Here is a 13,985-nt window from a genome sequence, read left to right on the forward strand (position 1 = left end):
CTTACTCCACCCGCACCTTGCCGCGCCCCTGCTTGACGGTCGCGCGTTTCACCTTGCCCTCTACCCGGCGCTTTTGCGAGGCTTTGGTGGGTTTGGTCGGGCGGCGTTTTTTGGGGACGATGGTGGCTTCGCGGATCAGGGCGATCAGCCGGTCGCGGACATCCTGCCGGTTGAGCAGTTGCGACCGCGCGCCTTCGCTGCGCAGGATCAGTATGCCCTCGCGCGTCATCCGCGATCCCGCCAAGTCCGCCAGCCGATTTTTCACCGCGTCGGGCAGGCCGGGCGAGTTTGCCACGTCGAAGCGCAGCAATACCGCGCTGTCGGTGGTGTTGACATGCTGCCCGCCCGGACCCGACGCGCGGGTATAGGTTTCGACAATCTCGTCGCTATCGATGGCGATCGAGCGGGTGATGGCGATGGCGACCATGGCGCAATTGTATCCGCTCGACCGCGCCGGTCAAAGCCCGGCTTCATCCAGCAGCGCTTGCCCGAATCCGGCGTCGGCAAAGGTGGCGGGCAGGGGAGCGGTCGCCTCCGCCGCTGGCTTGTCGCCGCGCGGGATGCTCAGGAACCGGCTGTGCAACAGCATCGGCACGCCCCCTTCGCCATAGACCGGATCGCCGACGATGCCGAAGCCGAGGCCATGCAGCGCATGGACGCGAATCTGGTGGGTGCGGCCGGTCTGGGGCGTGAAGGCGATCAATGCACGGCCGTCCTTCTCCGCAACCTTGCGCCAATGGGTGACGGCGACCTTGCCCGCCTTGGCCGGGATCATGCGCCAGCCTTCGCTCGCGCTGCTGATCTTGGAGAGGGACAGTTCGATCGTGCCGCTTTCTTCGGCGGGGATGCCATCAACGACCGCGACATAGCGTTTGGCGACCGTCCCGGCCTCGAACGCGCCGGCGAAACGCTTGTGCGCCTTGGGATTGCGGGCGAGGAGCAGGCAGCCGCTGGTGTCGCGGTCCAGCCGGTGGACCGGCAGCGGCCAGCGGGCAAAGCCGAAGGTCAGCGATTGCAGGTGATTTTCGAGCGCGATCGATCCGTCACGCGGGGCATCGACCGGCAGGCCGGCTGGCTTGTCGAGAATGATGGCCTCGCCATCGATGAAGAGAACATGGTCGGTAAGCAGGGCCAAGGGATAGGGGTCCGATCGGGAAACAGGGCAGGGGCGCATTGACGCGCGCGTCCCGTCCTATAGGGCGTGGAGGCGATGGAGCATAGGGGGGCGATCGATAAGGAAGCGGGCGACCGGCTCGATTGGGTCGATGTCGCGCGCGGTATCGGCATCCTTGCCGTCGTGATCGGCCATGTGTGGACGCGCGGGCCGGTGCGCGATGCGCTCTACAGCTTTCACATGCCGCTGTTTTTCATATTGTCGGGAATGCTGTCGCGGCCGCAGCCGGTCGTGCGTTTCACCCTGCGCCAGTTGGCGAGCCAGATGCGGCCCTATGCCATCTTCCTGACGCTGCTGATCGTCGCGGATCAGATGATCGAGCCCATGAAGGGCGGGCGGCCGATTTTTCACCAATGGCCGGGCGATCTGCTGCCCATCCTGCTGGGCGGCTTCTGGCTGCGCGGGCCTTATACGATTTTCTGGTTCGTCCCCTGCCTGATGGTCGCGCGCATCCTGTTCAATATCGCGCTGTGCCGTTGGCCCGATCCGTTCGACCGGGGCTGGGTGCTGTTGCTGGTTCCTGTCACGGGCGCGGCTTATGCGCTGGGCTGGATGACGCAGGCGTCGCCGCTGGGGTTGCTCGCCGTGCCGATGGCGTTCGTGTTGCTCTGGACAGGTGCGGCGTGGGCGCGGGTCGGCTGGCGCAACGCCATGTTCGGGCTGCTAGCGCTGCTGTCGTTGGCGGGCCTGGCAGGTTGGTTCCCGACGCTCAACATGAAGGTCGCCGATTATGGCTGGCCGTTCTTGTCGATCGGGTCGGCGATCGCGACATCGCTGCTGATCGTCGCCATCGCCCGCCGCATCGCGCCCTATGCCGCACCGCTGGCGTCGCTTGGGCGCGCGTCGCTGGTGATCATGTATCTGCATGTGGCCTTCATCCACTATCTCTCGCCCTATATGGGCAAGACGTGGTTACTGGCGATTGCGCTGATCGTGCCATATCTGTTGTGGCGGCTCATCGGCGCCTGTCCACCGGCAAAGCGCATTCTGCTGTAGTTGAGGCATATTGCCCCGCATCCGTTCGTTTCGAGCGAAGTCGAGAAACGCTGGCGCTGCGTTACAGTTTCTCGACTTCGCTCGAAACGAACGGATGTTGGTGCTTCAGCCTAAAATCGCCGTCAGTCTCGTTCAGATGTCCTGCGTGATCCGCCCGTAAAGGTCGGGTCGCCGGTCGCGGAAGAAGCCCATGCCTGCGCGGTGGGTGCGCGCCTGCGCCAGATCGAGCGTCGCGACCAGCGCGCCCAGATCCTTTGCGTCGGCTTCGGCCGCGAAATCGCCCCACTGATCGCTGATGAAGCTGTGGCCGTAGAAGGACTGGCCATCCTCCTCGCCGATGCGGTTGGCGGCGATCACCGGCATACAGTTGGACACGGCATGGCCGATCATCGCCCGCCGCCACATTCGGCTGGTGTCGAGGTCCGCATCATAGGGTTCGGAGCCGATCGCGGTCGGGTAGAACAGCATTTCCGCGCCCATCAGCGCCATCACCCGCGCGCATTCGGGATACCATTGGTCCCAGCAGATGCCGACGCCGATCGTGCCATATCTGGTCGGCCATACCTTGAAGCCCGTATTGCCGGGGCGAAAATAATATTTTTCCTCGTAGCCCGGCCCGTCGGGAATATGGCTCTTGCGATAGACGCCCATAATCTCGCCCTGATCGTCAATCATCGCCAGCGAATTATAATGATGTTGCCCGTCGCGCTCAAAAAAGCTGGTCGGGATGTAGACGCCCAGATCCTTGGCCAGCTTGCGCATTTCCTGCACGGCGGGATGCTCGTCCACCGGCTGCGCCCGCGCGAACAAAGCCTCATCCTCGACCCGGCAGAAATAGGGCCCCTCGAACAATTCGGGCGGCAGGATGATCTTCGCCCCGCGCGCGGCGGCCTTGGTCACATGGGTCGCGACACGGGCGATATTCTCGGCCATGTCGTCGGTGAAGGCGAGTTGTAGCGCGGCAACGGTTACTTTGGTCATGGTCATCCCACCGAAGGCATTTGCTGGCTGCAACAGTGGAAGCTGCCGCCGCCCGACAATATGGCATCGCTGCGCAGGCCGACAATATCCCGTCCCGGAAAGAAAGGGGTAAGCGTATCGAGTGCCGCCTGATCATTGGGCCGGCCATAGATCGGCACGATGACGGCCGCGTTGCCGATATAGAAATTCATATAGCTGGCCGGAATAGCCTCCCCATCCACTATCACCAGCCCCGGCGAAGGGATGTCCACCACTGTCACGCCATGCGCTTTGGCGCGCGCCCGTGCATCGGCGTAGATCGCCACGTTGGGATCATCATCGGTCGTGGCGATCGGCAGGGCCAGCAGGCCTTCGCCCACGAAGCGCGCCAGATTGTCGACATGGCCATCGGTATGATCGTTCAGCAACCCGTCGCCCAGCCAGAGCATGTCGGAAAGGCCAAGGCTCCCGGCCAGCAACGTCTCTATCTTGCCGCGATCCAGATCAGGATTGCGATTGGGGTTCAGTAGGCATTGTTCGGTCGTCACGAACAGGCCGGTGCCATCGGTATCGACCGCGCCGCCCTCGAATATCCAATGTTGCGTCGATGTCGGCAGGCCGGTGGTCGCCGCCAGCCGTGCGCCTATATCCTCGTCGCCCGGCATCTGATATTTGCCGCCCCAGCCGTTGAAGTCGAAATCGACCAGCGCCCGCGCATTGCCATCCAGCACCGCGATCGGCGCGGTGTCGCGCAGCCAGACGTCGCCTAATCTCTGTTCGACGATCGCGACGCCTGGCGCAACCAAGGCCCGCGCCGCGTCCGCATCGGCGGCATTGGCGACAACGAGCCGGACATGTTCGCCCTTGCCCCCGGCATGAAGTGCGCTGGCAAAGGCGGCGATTTGCGCTCGCGCTTCCTCGAACGCGCCGGGCCATTCGGCAGGGTTGGTCGGAAAGCCGATCCAGGTCCAGTCGTGCGGCGCCCATTCGGCAGGCATACGGAATGTCATCTGTCTGTCCTCACTCGGCAGTCGCGGCGATGCGTGATATTATGGGGCGTGATATTATGGGTCGGGGCGCTCCATAGCGTGGCGCGTCCGGTCTGGACAGGGGGAGAGCGGATCATGCGCGCACTAATCATGAGCCTCATGCTGGCGATGACGCCTTTGACGGCGCAAGCGGACGAGCTGCCCGGCTGGATTGCGGGGGCATGGGTCGAACGCAACGGTGAGAGCTGGTCGGAGGAGTATTGGTCCGGCCCGCGCGGCGGTATATTGCTGGGCGCGGCGCGCACGGGGAAGGGGGAGACGCTGGAATTCTGGGAACAGACCCGCATCCAGATCGACCCCGACGGCAGCATCGCCTTTTATGCGTCGCCCAAGGGCGCGCGCGCCGCACGTTTCGCCATCGAATCGCAGAGCGCGACGGAGATCGTGTTTGCGGACGCCACCCATGATTATCCCCAGCGCATCCGCTACTGGCGCGACGGCAAGCTGCTCAAGGCCGAAATCTCGAAGATCGACGGCAGCGAAAAGCAAAGCTGGTCCTATGCGCCGATGGGGGAGTAAACTGTCCTGCCAAATGAGCGACGTGCTCCCGCGCAGGCGGGAGCCCATTTGAGACCTTGGAACTGGGCTCCCGCCTGCGCGGGAGCACCGGGCAGCCCTTATTTCCCCGCCCGATCCTTGTCGCGGATGCCCCGGAATTCGTCGCCTTCGACCCAGTTGGGCCAGTCGCTGCCGGTCGCCAGGTCGCGGCCCACGCTATAGTAAAGCTTCAGGTCGGCCAGCACCCCGGTCCAGTCCCAATTGGGATCATATTCATCCTTGGGTCCATGATAGCGGTTCTTGGTATAATCTTCCGCCGCGGCCATGCCTGCTGCCGTGCCGCCATTGACCAGATCCTCGCCACCCTCGAAATAAAGCATCGGCAGGCCATGCTTGGCGAAGCTGAAATGATCCGAGCGGTAATAATAGCCCTTCTCCGGGGTCGGCTCCAAAGTCGCGACGCGGCCCTGCGCGCCCAGCGCCCGGTCGAGATAGGCGTCGAGTTGCGATTTGCCCTTGCCGATCACCACGACATTCTTGGCAAGACCCGCGACCGAGAGTGCGTCCATATTTACGCCGCCCACGGTCTGGCTGAACGGGAACACCGGATTGCTGCCATAATAGGCTGAACCCAGCAGTCCGGATTCCTCCGCCGTCACTGCCAGAAACACCTGGCTGCGGTCGGTCGGCCCGGCCTTCACATTGGCCTGCGCCAGCGCCACCAGCGCCGCGGTGCCGGTCGCATTGTCGACTGCGCCGTTGCAGATGTCGTCGCCATCGGGTGCGGCCTGGCAGCGGCCCAGATGGTCCCAATGGGCGCTGTAGAGGACATACTCGTCCGGTCGCGTCCTGCCGGGCAGCAATGCCACGACATTTTTCGACATATGTTTGCGCAGCTCATTGTCGAACGACACCGACGCCTTGACCGCGCCCAGCGGCACCGCCTTGAACCCCGGCTTTTTCGCCGCCGCCATCTGGGCGGTCAGGTCCAGCCCGGCGCTGGCGAACAGGGCCGCTGCCTTGTCCTTCTGTATCCAGCCGATCGCGGCGGAAAGGCCCGCATTACCGTCCGCGCTGTCGGCGACATGCTGCGCCCCGGTCCAGCTCGACTGCACGACATTCCAGCCATAGGCGGCCGGCACCGTGTCATGCACGATGATCGCGGCGGCTGCGCCCTGCCGCGCGGCTTCCTCATATTTATAGGTCCAGCGGCCATAATAGGTCATCGCCCGGCCATTGAACGGCCCGGTCAGCCCCGGCGTTTCATAATCGGGATCATTGACCAGGATGATGACCGTCTTGCCCTTCACATCGACCCCGGCATAATCGTTCCACCCCTTTTCAGGCGCGTTGATGCCATAGCCGACGAACACCACCGGGCTGTCCTTGACCGCAATTTTCGGCTGGGTGGTGCGATAGGCGCCGACGACCATTTTCGGGCCATAGGTGGCGCTGACCGCGCTCTTCCCTCCGGTGAAGCTGAGCGGTGACACATTCTTCGCGTTGATCTCGACCAGCGGCACATCCTGAAACCAGCTGCCCTTGTTGCCTGGTTTCAGGCCCAGCTTGCCGAACTCGGCGGCGAGCAGCGCCAGCGTCTTTTCCTCGCCCGCAGAACCGGGCGCGCGGCCTTCATAGCCGTCCGACGACAATTCCTTCACCAGCCGCTTCATCGTGTCGATCGACGGCTCGACCGCAGCCGGAGCCTTGGCGGATGCCGACGCAGGCGGCGCATCGGCACCGTCGCTGGTGCAGGCGGTGAGTGGCAGGGCCAGGGTGGCCGCAAGGGCCAGCAAAGACGTTCGCATCAGGGCATATCCCTCAAAAAAATCATTGTTATACGATTGTGATGTCCCGTGATGCCATTGTGCGAGGGCAAGGGCAAGCAAGGGGATTGCGCCATTCTACGGCTTCGCTTAGCCCCTGAACCAACAGGAAGAATTTGGGGGCAAGGCGGGGCATGATCCGTTTCGATAAGGCAATGATAACGGCGCTACTGGCGGCTGGAACCGCGCAGGGCGCACTCGCCCAGACCCAGCCTGATGACCTTGCCAAGGCCTTTGGCGCGCGGGAGACGGTGATCGACGGCAGCCTGTCGGCAGATGGGCAGAAGATCGCGCTGATCGCCGCCGGGCCGGGGCGCACGACGCGCGCCTATGTCCTGGACGCGAAAGAGGGTGCGGAGCCGGTCGTCATTGCGAATACCGACGGCAAGCCTAATTATCTCAGCCGCTGCGATTGGGTCGGGACCGACCGGTTGGCATGTCAGATTTATGGCGAACAGCGTTATAATGATGATGTCTATGGTGCCAGCAACATGTTCGCCGTGGATGCGAGCGGCGGCAATGCCAAGCTGCTAAGCCAGAGGCGCGGTGCGAATGCCTTGAACGTGGATTTTCGTGGCGGCACCATCGTCGACCTGTTGCCGGCGGAAGACGGGCAGATATTGATGACCCGATCTTACGTGCCTGAGGCCAAGATCGGCAGTCTGGTCGAAAAGAAGCTGGATGGGCTGGGTGTCGACCGGATCGACACGCGCAGCGGTTCCAGCAAGCGGATCGAACAGCCGCAGACCTTGGCTGTCGCCTATATCTCCGATGGACATGGTGCCATTCGCGTCATGGGGATTCAGGAGAATAAAGGGTCGGGATACGCGAAAGGAACCTACAAATTTCTCTACCGGCCGATTGGCAGATCGGGGTGGAGCGACCTGTCAGTCTATGACACGCGAGATAGAAGCGGTTTCTACCCGCTTGCCGTCGATGCAGACAAGAATATCGCCTACGGTTTTGAACGGACGAACGGTCGCAACGCGGTTGTGACGATGGCACTCGACGGCAGTCTTGAGAAAACGGTGCTGTTCTCGCACCCTCGCGTCGACGTGGACGGATTAGTCAGGGTCGGGCGAGATCGGCGCGTCGTGGGTGTCAGCTATTCCGACGAATATAACGAAACCGTCTATTTCGACGACAAGATCAAATCGCTGGTGGCCTCGCTCGGCAAGGCGCTGGGCGGCAAGACTGCCCACATCAGCGACATGAGCAAAGATGGCAACCGTGTGCTCCTGTGGGCCGGGAGCGACGTCGATCCTGGGCAATATTATCTGTTCGATCGCGCCGCTCGAAAATTGTCGCCGGTCATGCCGGATCGGCCCGAATTGGCTGGGCGGACTCTCGCCGTCATGAAGACCATCAGCTACAAGGCTGGCGATGGCACGATGATCCCGGCCTATCTGACCCTGCCGCCGGGCAAGGAGAGTGCCAAGGGATTGCACGCGATCGTCATGCCGCATGGTGGCCCGGAGTCGCGCGACGAATGGGGCTTCGACTGGATGGTCCAATATTTCGCCGCGCGCGGTTTCGCGGTCATTCAACCGCAGTTCCGCGGTTCCTATGGTTTTGGTGAGTCCTGGATTCTCAGCAACGGCTTCAAATCATGGCGTACGGCCATTGGCGACGTCGTGGATTCCGGGCGTTGGCTCGTCGCCCAAGGGATCGCGGATCCCGCGAAGCTGACCATCTTCGGCTGGTCCTACGGCGGCTACGCGGCTTTGCAGGCGCAGGCGATCGACCCTGCGCTTTTCAAGGCGGTGGTCGCGGTCGCGCCGGTGACGGACCTTGGCGACATGTCGCGCCGCCGGCGCTTCTGGGGCGATTTCTTCCTGCAACAGGATTATTTGGGCAGCGGCAAGCTGGCCGAACAGGCTTCCCCCGCCAACCATGCCGCAGAGTTTCGCGCACCCGTCCTGATGTTCCATGGCACTGACGATGGCAATGTCGACATCAGCCAGGCAAAGATCATGCAAGGCAAGCTGGAAGGCGCAGGCAAGCGTAGCCAACTCGTCATTTATGATGGGCTGACCCACAGCCTGAACGACAGCGATGCCCGCGCCGATATGTTGCAGCAGAGTGCCGACTTCCTGCTCGCGGCGGGGAAGTAGCCACGTAAAAAAGGAGGCTGGCGCACAGTCCCGGCGCGCCAGCCTCCTGCCGCTTGCCTTAACCTTTGGTACGACCCGGAGGCTCGGCAGCTGCAATCGCTAGACGATGTGATCAGTCGATAACCGTCAGCCGTGCAGCTTGATCGCGGTTTCGGCGATGCGGCGGCCCTGATAGCGGGCGCCGTCCAGTTCCTCTTCCGACGGCTGGCGGCTGCCATCGCCATCGGCCAGCGTGGTCGCGCCATAGGGCGATCCGCCGCGCACCTTGTCCACGCCCATCTGGCCCTGGAAACCATAGTCCAGACCCACGATGGTCATGCCGAAATGCAGCAGGTTGGTGATGATCGAGAAGAGCGTGGTTTCCTGCCCGCCATGCTGGCTGGCGGTCGAGGTGAAGGCACCGCCGACCTTGCCGTTCAATGCGCCACGCGCCCACAGCCCACCGGCCTGATCGAGGAAGGCGGCCATCTGGCTCGACATCCGGCCAAAGCGGGTGCCGGTGCCGATGACGATTGCGTCATAGTCCGCCAGTTCCGGGACGGTTGCGACGGGGGCATCCTGATCCAGCTTGAAATGGGCGTTCTTGGCGACTTCGAGCGGCGCGGTTTCGGGTACGCGCTTGATATCGACCTGAGCGCCAGCCGCGGCTACGCCTTCGGCAACGGCCTTGGCCATCGTTTCGATATGACCGTAGGAGGAATAATAGAGAACCAGAACCTTAGCCATGATGTGTCTCCTTATAGGGTGGAAAGAGGGTGCCGCCCGCGCAAGGGGAGGGGGAGGGTGCGCGGGCGGCGGCCGGCCCGTCCGGGGGGAAGGACGGGCCGGTAACTTCAGATGCTATCGACCAGGACGATTTCGGTGTCCTCGATCGCGGTGATGGTGATGGGCGCGCCGCCGATGATCGCCGCGCCGTCCCGTGCCTCGAGCGTCTCACCGTCGATGCTGATCCGTCCCGTGGCGGGCACGAGATAGAGGTGGCGGCCGTCCGCGCTGTCATAGGTTACGCTGTCGCCCGCCCGGATGGTTCCGCCGAGCAGGCGGGCATCGGCGCGGATGCGCAGGGCTTCTGTGTCCTCGTCATAGCCGCTGGCCAGCACAACCAGCTTGCCCGACCGATCATCCTTGGGAAACGGCTTGGCACCCCAGCTTGGGCTGCCGCCGCGTGCGCGCGGGATGACCCAGATCTGGAACAAAGTGGTGGTCTCATCCTCCAGATTATATTCCGCGTGACGAATGCCGGTGCCGGCCGACATCACCTGAACATCGCCCGCTTCGGTGCGGCCCTGATTGCCCAGGCTGTCCTTGTGCGTGATCGCGCCGGTGCGGACATAGGTGATGATTTCCATGTCGGCATGGGGGTGGGGCGGGAAGCCCGAACGCGGGCCGATCTCATCATCATTCCACACCCGGATCGCGCCCCAGTTCATGCGGTCCTCGTCATGATAGTCGGCGAACGAAAAATGGTGCCGTGCGTTCAGCCAGCCATGATCGGCATGGCCCAGCGACGCGAAGGGGCGGCGCTCGATACGGTTTGCGGTGTGCGTGTTCATATCCTTGCCTTTCCGAATATCGACCGGACATTCCGGCTTGCTTTCCGCTAATCTAGTCATCAGGATCGTTTCCGAAACACGCAGCATTGAAACGGATTGTTTCCCCATGCGACTACCTGATTTTGAGGCCTGGGCGATGTTCGCCGCCGTGGTCGAACATCGCAGCTTCACCGACGCGGCCAAGGCGCTGAGCGTGTCGAAGGCGACTGTGTCCAAGGCCGTGACCCGGCTGGAAGAGCATCTCGACACCAGCCTGTTCAACCGCACCAGCCGCCGTCTGGCGCTGACCGAAAGCGGCAAAAGGCTGGCCGATCACGCCCATCGTATTCTTGCCGAAGGACAGGCGGCGGAGGAGGCGGCGCGGGAAGAAACCGCCGATCTGTCGGGCGTCGTGCGGCTGGGCGCGCCGATGAGCTTTGGCCTGCAACGCATCGCCCCGCTGATTGCCCGCTTTACCCAGGAGCATCCGCTGGTCGACATCGACCTGCATCTGTCCGACGCGCATATCGACCTCATTGAAATGGGTCTGGACGCCACCATCCGTATCGCCGACATGCCCGACAGTTCGCTGCGGGCGCGGCGCCTGGCCGATGTGCATATCCATCTCGTCGCGTCGCCCGCCTATCTGGCAGTACGGGGAAGGCCAGTGCATCCTTCGGACCTGAGCGGCCATGACTGTCTGTGCTATTCCAATGTGACCACGCCCGACGTGTGGCGCTTTACGGGGCCGGGGCAGCAGAATGTGGTGGTGCAGGTCCGATCGCGCCTGACGGTCAACAGCGGGGACGCGATGCTTCCTGCGTTGCGCGCGGGGGTCGGCATTGCCCGACTGCCCGATTTTATCGTCGGCGAAGCGCTGGCCAATGGCGAACTGGAGGAGTTGCTGATCGACTGGCGCGCGCCGCCCTTTGGCCTCCACCTCGTCACGCCGCCATCGCGGCTACGCCCCGCCCGCGTCGATGCGCTGCTGGATTTCATCACTAGGCATCACGGCTGTTGACGCTCGTTTCGCAGGTGAATCTTTCTTGACTCGCAAGGAATCGTTTCGGCCTCAACTCTTTGTAAATAGATTCGTTTTTGGGCGACTCGTGGATTTCTGCGGGTTAGCGAAAAATTAACCTTTGTCCTTCAGAAGTTTTTTGGTTAATGAATTGATGCGGACGCCGTTCTGGTGGGGTGAACGGACCTGCGACACAAAGGGGCTTCACATGCGCGTGCTGCTGATTGAGGATGAACCGACCACCGCCAAGGCGATTGAGCTGATGCTCACGACCGAAGGTTTCAATGTCTATACGACCGACCTGGGCGAGGAAGGTCTCGATCTCGGCAAGCTGTATGATTACGACATCATCTGCCTGGATCTCAACCTGCCTGACATGCACGGCTATGACGTGCTGAAAAAGCTCCGCGCTGCCAAGGTGCAGACCCCGGTGCTGATCCTGTCGGGCATAGCCGAGATGGATAGCAAGGTCCGCTCCTTCGGCTTCGGCGCCGACGATTATGTGACCAAGCCCTTCCATCGCGAAGAGCTGATCGCCCGTATCCATGCCGTGGTGCGCCGGTCCAAGGGCCATTCGCAATCGGTCATCCGCACCGGCAAGCTGGCGGTCAATCTGGATGCCAAGACGGTGGAAGTGGACGGCAATCGCGTTCACCTGACCGGCAAGGAATATGCCATGCTGGAGCTGCTGTCGCTCCGCAAGGGTACGACCCTGACCAAGGAAATGTTCCTCAACCATCTCTATGGCGGGATGGACGAGCCGGAACTCAAGATTATCGACGTGTTCATCTGCAAGCTGCGCAAGAAACTGGCGCTGGCGTGCAGCGGCGACAATTATATCGAAACCGTCTGGGGCCGCGGCTATGTGCTGCGCGACCCGGAAGAGGCGATGGAAGAACAGGCCAAGGTCGCCTGACGCTTCGCGCCACACGCGCTTACCAGGGGGTGGAAAGGCCGATGATCTGTAAGGATCGTCGGCCTTTTCCGTTGTGGCTCGACTGAACTTGGCCTAAGATATTGTTCGATAAGGATACAATATCTTAGGAGAGGCCATGACGACCCGCCATCTGATCGACCCCGAAATCGTGCCCGTGCTGGATTTTCTGCCGGAACTGGATCTGAGCCATGACATATTGCCGATGATGCGGGAGGGCATGGCGGCGATGGAGGTGCCCGGACCAGTGGCGTCCCCCGACATCCGCTTGATTCCGGGCCGCGATGGCGCGCCCGATGTGCCGCTGCATATCTTCAATGCCGATCCTGCCCGCCCGCCGCGTCCAGCCATATTGCACATCCATGGCGGCGGGATGGTGTTGGGCACGGCCGATATGGCGAGCCGGTCGATCGGGCCGATGGCCGAAGCGATGGGCTTCGTCGCTGCCTCGGTCGATTATCGGCTCGCGCCCGAAACGGCCTTTCCGGGGCCGCAGGAGGATTGTTATGCCGCGCTCGACTGGCTGGTGGCGCAGGCTGATACGCTGGGTGTTGATCCCCAGCGCATTGTCGTGATGGGCGAAAGTGCGGGCGGCGGGCTGGCGGCGGCGCTGGCATTGATGGCGCGGGACCGGGGCGACATTGCGCTGGCCGGGCAGATACTGATCTATCCCATGCTCGACCATCGTACCGGCGGGCCGGACTGCCGTTGGCAATCGGCCAGCACGGGCGAATTCATCTGGACACGCGCCTCCAACCAGTTTGGCTGGGGGGCATTGCGTGGCGATTATGGCTCCGACGACCCGCGCAAGGGCTGGTTCTCGCCCGCTCTGGCGGATGATCTGGCTGGCCTGCCGCCGACCTATGTGGCGGTGGGTGCGCTTGACCTGTTCCTTGACGAGGATCTCGATTTTGTGCGGCGGCTGGCCGGGGCAGGGGTGCCCGTGGAATGTCATGTTTATCCGGGCGCTATCCACGCCTTCGATATGATGGCGACCGCGCGGGTCGCGCAACGCGCTCAGCGTGATTTGACCGATGCGATCGCGCGGATGCTTGTCCTCGACTGACGCAAAAAAAATGGGCCGACGATCCTGTCTGGCCAAGATGGCCTTCTAAATCGTCGGCCCGGTCAGGCGGCGGGGCGGGATGCGACGGCTTGGAACTTGGCCGCCGCCCCCCTTTCCCCTGCGGGGTCAATCTTCCGCCTGACTTTCGGGAGCGGCACCGGTCGAACCGGCACCTTGTCCACCCCCAGAAACCTGGCCGCTGGCGTCGATCGATGCTGCGCCGTTCACAGCGCCAGTGGCGCTGCCAACGGCCGATCCAGCCCGATCCCGAACCGCGCCTGCGGCCTGTCCAGCCCGGTCCTTCGTTGCACTGACGGCGCCGCTTGCCCGATCCCGTACTGCGCCGACGCCGCTATCGGCCCGGTCACGCACATTGCCGACGGCATTGCGCGCATCGCTGGTGCCGAGCGTATCGACCGCCAGGCTGCCGCCCGCCGATCCGCTGGCCGAACCCGAAGCGCTGCCGCTGCGGCTCTTGTCCCTGCGGGTCAGCGAACCGCTGGCACTGCCATCGGCGCGGCCATTGCCAGACCCGCTAGCGCCGACCCGGCCATTGTCCAGGTCGATGCTGCGGTCGAGGCCAAGACCACCGCTGCCCGATCCGCCCAGCGCTCCGCCAAGGCCGCCGACCGATCCACCCAGCAGACCGCCACCGCCGCCGCTGCCGCCCAGCAATTGGGCCGAAGCGGGAACTGCGGTCAGCGTTGCGATACAGGCCGCCACGATCATGAACTTGCTCTTCATCGCTCATCTCCTTGTTGATTGTCGATGCGATGCAGGGACAACGGGAGGAGGCAGGCATTTCATCCCGCGCA

Annotated in this window: 14 protein-coding genes; 6 read left to right on the forward strand and 8 right to left on the reverse strand. The window is 63.1% G+C overall.

The window, feature by feature from the left end; translation table 11 throughout:
- Window position 1: 1 nt before the first annotated feature.
- Window positions 2-427: an alternative ribosome rescue aminoacyl-tRNA hydrolase ArfB gene (gene arfB, locus Q0D44_RS01480; RefSeq protein WP_294131324.1), complete on the reverse strand. Its 426-nt coding sequence runs from the start codon at window positions 425-427 to the stop codon at window positions 2-4.
- 30 nt (window positions 428-457) lie between these two features.
- Complete coding sequence (locus Q0D44_RS01485) at window positions 458-1,135, reverse strand: RNA pseudouridine synthase (RefSeq protein WP_294131327.1); 678 nt, start codon at window positions 1,133-1,135, stop codon at window positions 458-460.
- Between the two features lie 75 nt (window positions 1,136-1,210).
- On the opposite strand from Q0D44_RS01485, the gene Q0D44_RS01490 reads away from it, so the two are divergent.
- Window positions 1,211-2,170, forward strand: a complete 960-nt coding sequence (locus tag Q0D44_RS01490) for an acyltransferase family protein (RefSeq protein ID WP_294131330.1) — start codon at window positions 1,211-1,213, stop codon at window positions 2,168-2,170.
- A gap of 132 nt (window positions 2,171-2,302) precedes the next feature.
- Here the strand turns inward: Q0D44_RS01490 and aguB are convergent, their stop codons facing one another.
- Both aguB and Q0D44_RS01500 read right to left on the reverse strand, forming a co-directional pair.
- Window positions 2,303-3,151 (reverse strand): N-carbamoylputrescine amidase, encoded by an 849-nt coding sequence (aguB, locus tag Q0D44_RS01495; RefSeq protein WP_294131334.1) that lies wholly within the window; start codon window positions 3,149-3,151, stop codon window positions 2,303-2,305.
- A 2-nt stretch (window positions 3,152-3,153) separates the two neighbouring features.
- On the reverse strand, window positions 3,154-4,140 hold the full coding sequence (locus Q0D44_RS01500) for an agmatine deiminase family protein (protein ID WP_294131337.1): 987 nt from the start codon (window positions 4,138-4,140) through the stop codon (window positions 3,154-3,156).
- A 114-nt stretch (window positions 4,141-4,254) separates the two neighbouring features.
- Between Q0D44_RS01500 and Q0D44_RS01505 the strand changes: the two genes are divergently transcribed.
- Window positions 4,255-4,698: a DUF6265 family protein gene (locus Q0D44_RS01505; RefSeq protein ID WP_294131340.1), complete on the forward strand. Its 444-nt coding sequence runs from the start codon at window positions 4,255-4,257 to the stop codon at window positions 4,696-4,698.
- Between the two features lie 98 nt (window positions 4,699-4,796).
- Here Q0D44_RS01505 and Q0D44_RS01510 read toward each other — a convergent pair whose 3' ends face one another.
- Window positions 4,797-6,485 carry a M28 family peptidase gene (locus Q0D44_RS01510; protein ID WP_294131342.1) on the reverse strand — a complete coding sequence of 563 codons (1,689 nt, stop codon included), beginning with the start codon at window positions 6,483-6,485 and terminating at the stop codon, window positions 4,797-4,799.
- Window positions 6,486-6,637: 152 nt separating this feature from the next.
- Between Q0D44_RS01510 and Q0D44_RS01515 the strand changes: the two genes are divergently transcribed.
- Window positions 6,638-8,617 carry an alpha/beta fold hydrolase gene (locus tag Q0D44_RS01515; RefSeq protein ID WP_294131344.1) on the forward strand — a complete coding sequence of 660 codons (1,980 nt, stop codon included), beginning with the start codon at window positions 6,638-6,640 and terminating at the stop codon, window positions 8,615-8,617.
- 126 nt (window positions 8,618-8,743) lie between these two features.
- Here the strand turns inward: Q0D44_RS01515 and wrbA are convergent, their stop codons facing one another.
- The gene (gene wrbA / locus Q0D44_RS01520; protein ID WP_294131346.1) at window positions 8,744-9,343 is read right to left on the reverse strand and encodes an NAD(P)H:quinone oxidoreductase; all 600 of its coding nucleotides are present in this window, start codon (window positions 9,341-9,343) and stop codon (window positions 8,744-8,746) included.
- A 107-nt stretch (window positions 9,344-9,450) separates the two neighbouring features.
- Window positions 9,451-10,170, reverse strand: a complete 720-nt coding sequence (locus Q0D44_RS01525) for a pirin family protein (protein WP_294131348.1) — start codon at window positions 10,168-10,170, stop codon at window positions 9,451-9,453.
- A gap of 106 nt (window positions 10,171-10,276) precedes the next feature.
- Between Q0D44_RS01525 and Q0D44_RS01530 the strand changes: the two genes are divergently transcribed.
- From Q0D44_RS01530 to Q0D44_RS01540, 3 genes are all read left to right on the forward strand, one after another.
- Window positions 10,277-11,170: a LysR family transcriptional regulator gene (locus Q0D44_RS01530; RefSeq protein ID WP_294131351.1), complete on the forward strand. Its 894-nt coding sequence runs from the start codon at window positions 10,277-10,279 to the stop codon at window positions 11,168-11,170.
- A 208-nt stretch (window positions 11,171-11,378) separates the two neighbouring features.
- Complete coding sequence (gene ctrA / locus Q0D44_RS01535; RefSeq protein ID WP_294131354.1) at window positions 11,379-12,086, forward strand: response regulator transcription factor CtrA; 708 nt, start codon at window positions 11,379-11,381, stop codon at window positions 12,084-12,086.
- A gap of 136 nt (window positions 12,087-12,222) precedes the next feature.
- The gene (locus Q0D44_RS01540; RefSeq protein ID WP_294131359.1) at window positions 12,223-13,170 is read left to right on the forward strand and encodes an alpha/beta hydrolase; all 948 of its coding nucleotides are present in this window, start codon (window positions 12,223-12,225) and stop codon (window positions 13,168-13,170) included.
- A gap of 126 nt (window positions 13,171-13,296) precedes the next feature.
- Here Q0D44_RS01540 and Q0D44_RS01545 read toward each other — a convergent pair whose 3' ends face one another.
- A complete protein-coding gene (locus Q0D44_RS01545; protein WP_294131361.1) occupies window positions 13,297-13,914 on the reverse strand; it encodes a hypothetical protein in 618 nt (205 codons plus the stop codon).
- Window positions 13,915-13,985 lie beyond the last annotated feature (71 nt).

Source organism: Sphingobium sp., from assembly GCA_023266575.1.
Taxonomy (GTDB): domain Bacteria; phylum Pseudomonadota; class Alphaproteobacteria; order Sphingomonadales; family Sphingomonadaceae; genus Sphingobium.

Coding starts and splice junctions, on each gene's coding strand:
- ctrA (WP_294131354.1), top strand. CDS start 11,379: ATGCGCGTGCTGCTGATTGAGGATGAACCGACCACCGCCAAGGCGATT.
- wrbA (WP_294131346.1), bottom strand. CDS start 9,343: ATGGCTAAGGTTCTGGTTCTCTATTATTCCTCCTACGGTCATATCGAA.
- arfB (WP_294131324.1), bottom strand. CDS start 427: ATGGTCGCCATCGCCATCACCCGCTCGATCGCCATCGATAGCGACGAG.
- Q0D44_RS01505 (WP_294131340.1), top strand. CDS start 4,255: ATGCGCGCACTAATCATGAGCCTCATGCTGGCGATGACGCCTTTGACG.
- Q0D44_RS01545 (WP_294131361.1), bottom strand. CDS start 13,914: ATGAAGAGCAAGTTCATGATCGTGGCGGCCTGTATCGCAACGCTGACC.
- Q0D44_RS01530 (WP_294131351.1), top strand. CDS start 10,277: ATGCGACTACCTGATTTTGAGGCCTGGGCGATGTTCGCCGCCGTGGTC.
- Q0D44_RS01525 (WP_294131348.1), bottom strand. CDS start 10,170: ATGAACACGCACACCGCAAACCGTATCGAGCGCCGCCCCTTCGCGTCG.
- Q0D44_RS01515 (WP_294131344.1), top strand. CDS start 6,638: ATGATCCGTTTCGATAAGGCAATGATAACGGCGCTACTGGCGGCTGGA.
- Q0D44_RS01540 (WP_294131359.1), top strand. CDS start 12,223: ATGACGACCCGCCATCTGATCGACCCCGAAATCGTGCCCGTGCTGGAT.
- aguB (WP_294131334.1), bottom strand. CDS start 3,151: ATGACCAAAGTAACCGTTGCCGCGCTACAACTCGCCTTCACCGACGAC.
- Q0D44_RS01490 (WP_294131330.1), top strand. CDS start 1,211: ATGGAGCATAGGGGGGCGATCGATAAGGAAGCGGGCGACCGGCTCGAT.
- Q0D44_RS01500 (WP_294131337.1), bottom strand. CDS start 4,140: ATGACATTCCGTATGCCTGCCGAATGGGCGCCGCACGACTGGACCTGG.
- Q0D44_RS01510 (WP_294131342.1), bottom strand. CDS start 6,485: ATGCGAACGTCTTTGCTGGCCCTTGCGGCCACCCTGGCCCTGCCACTC.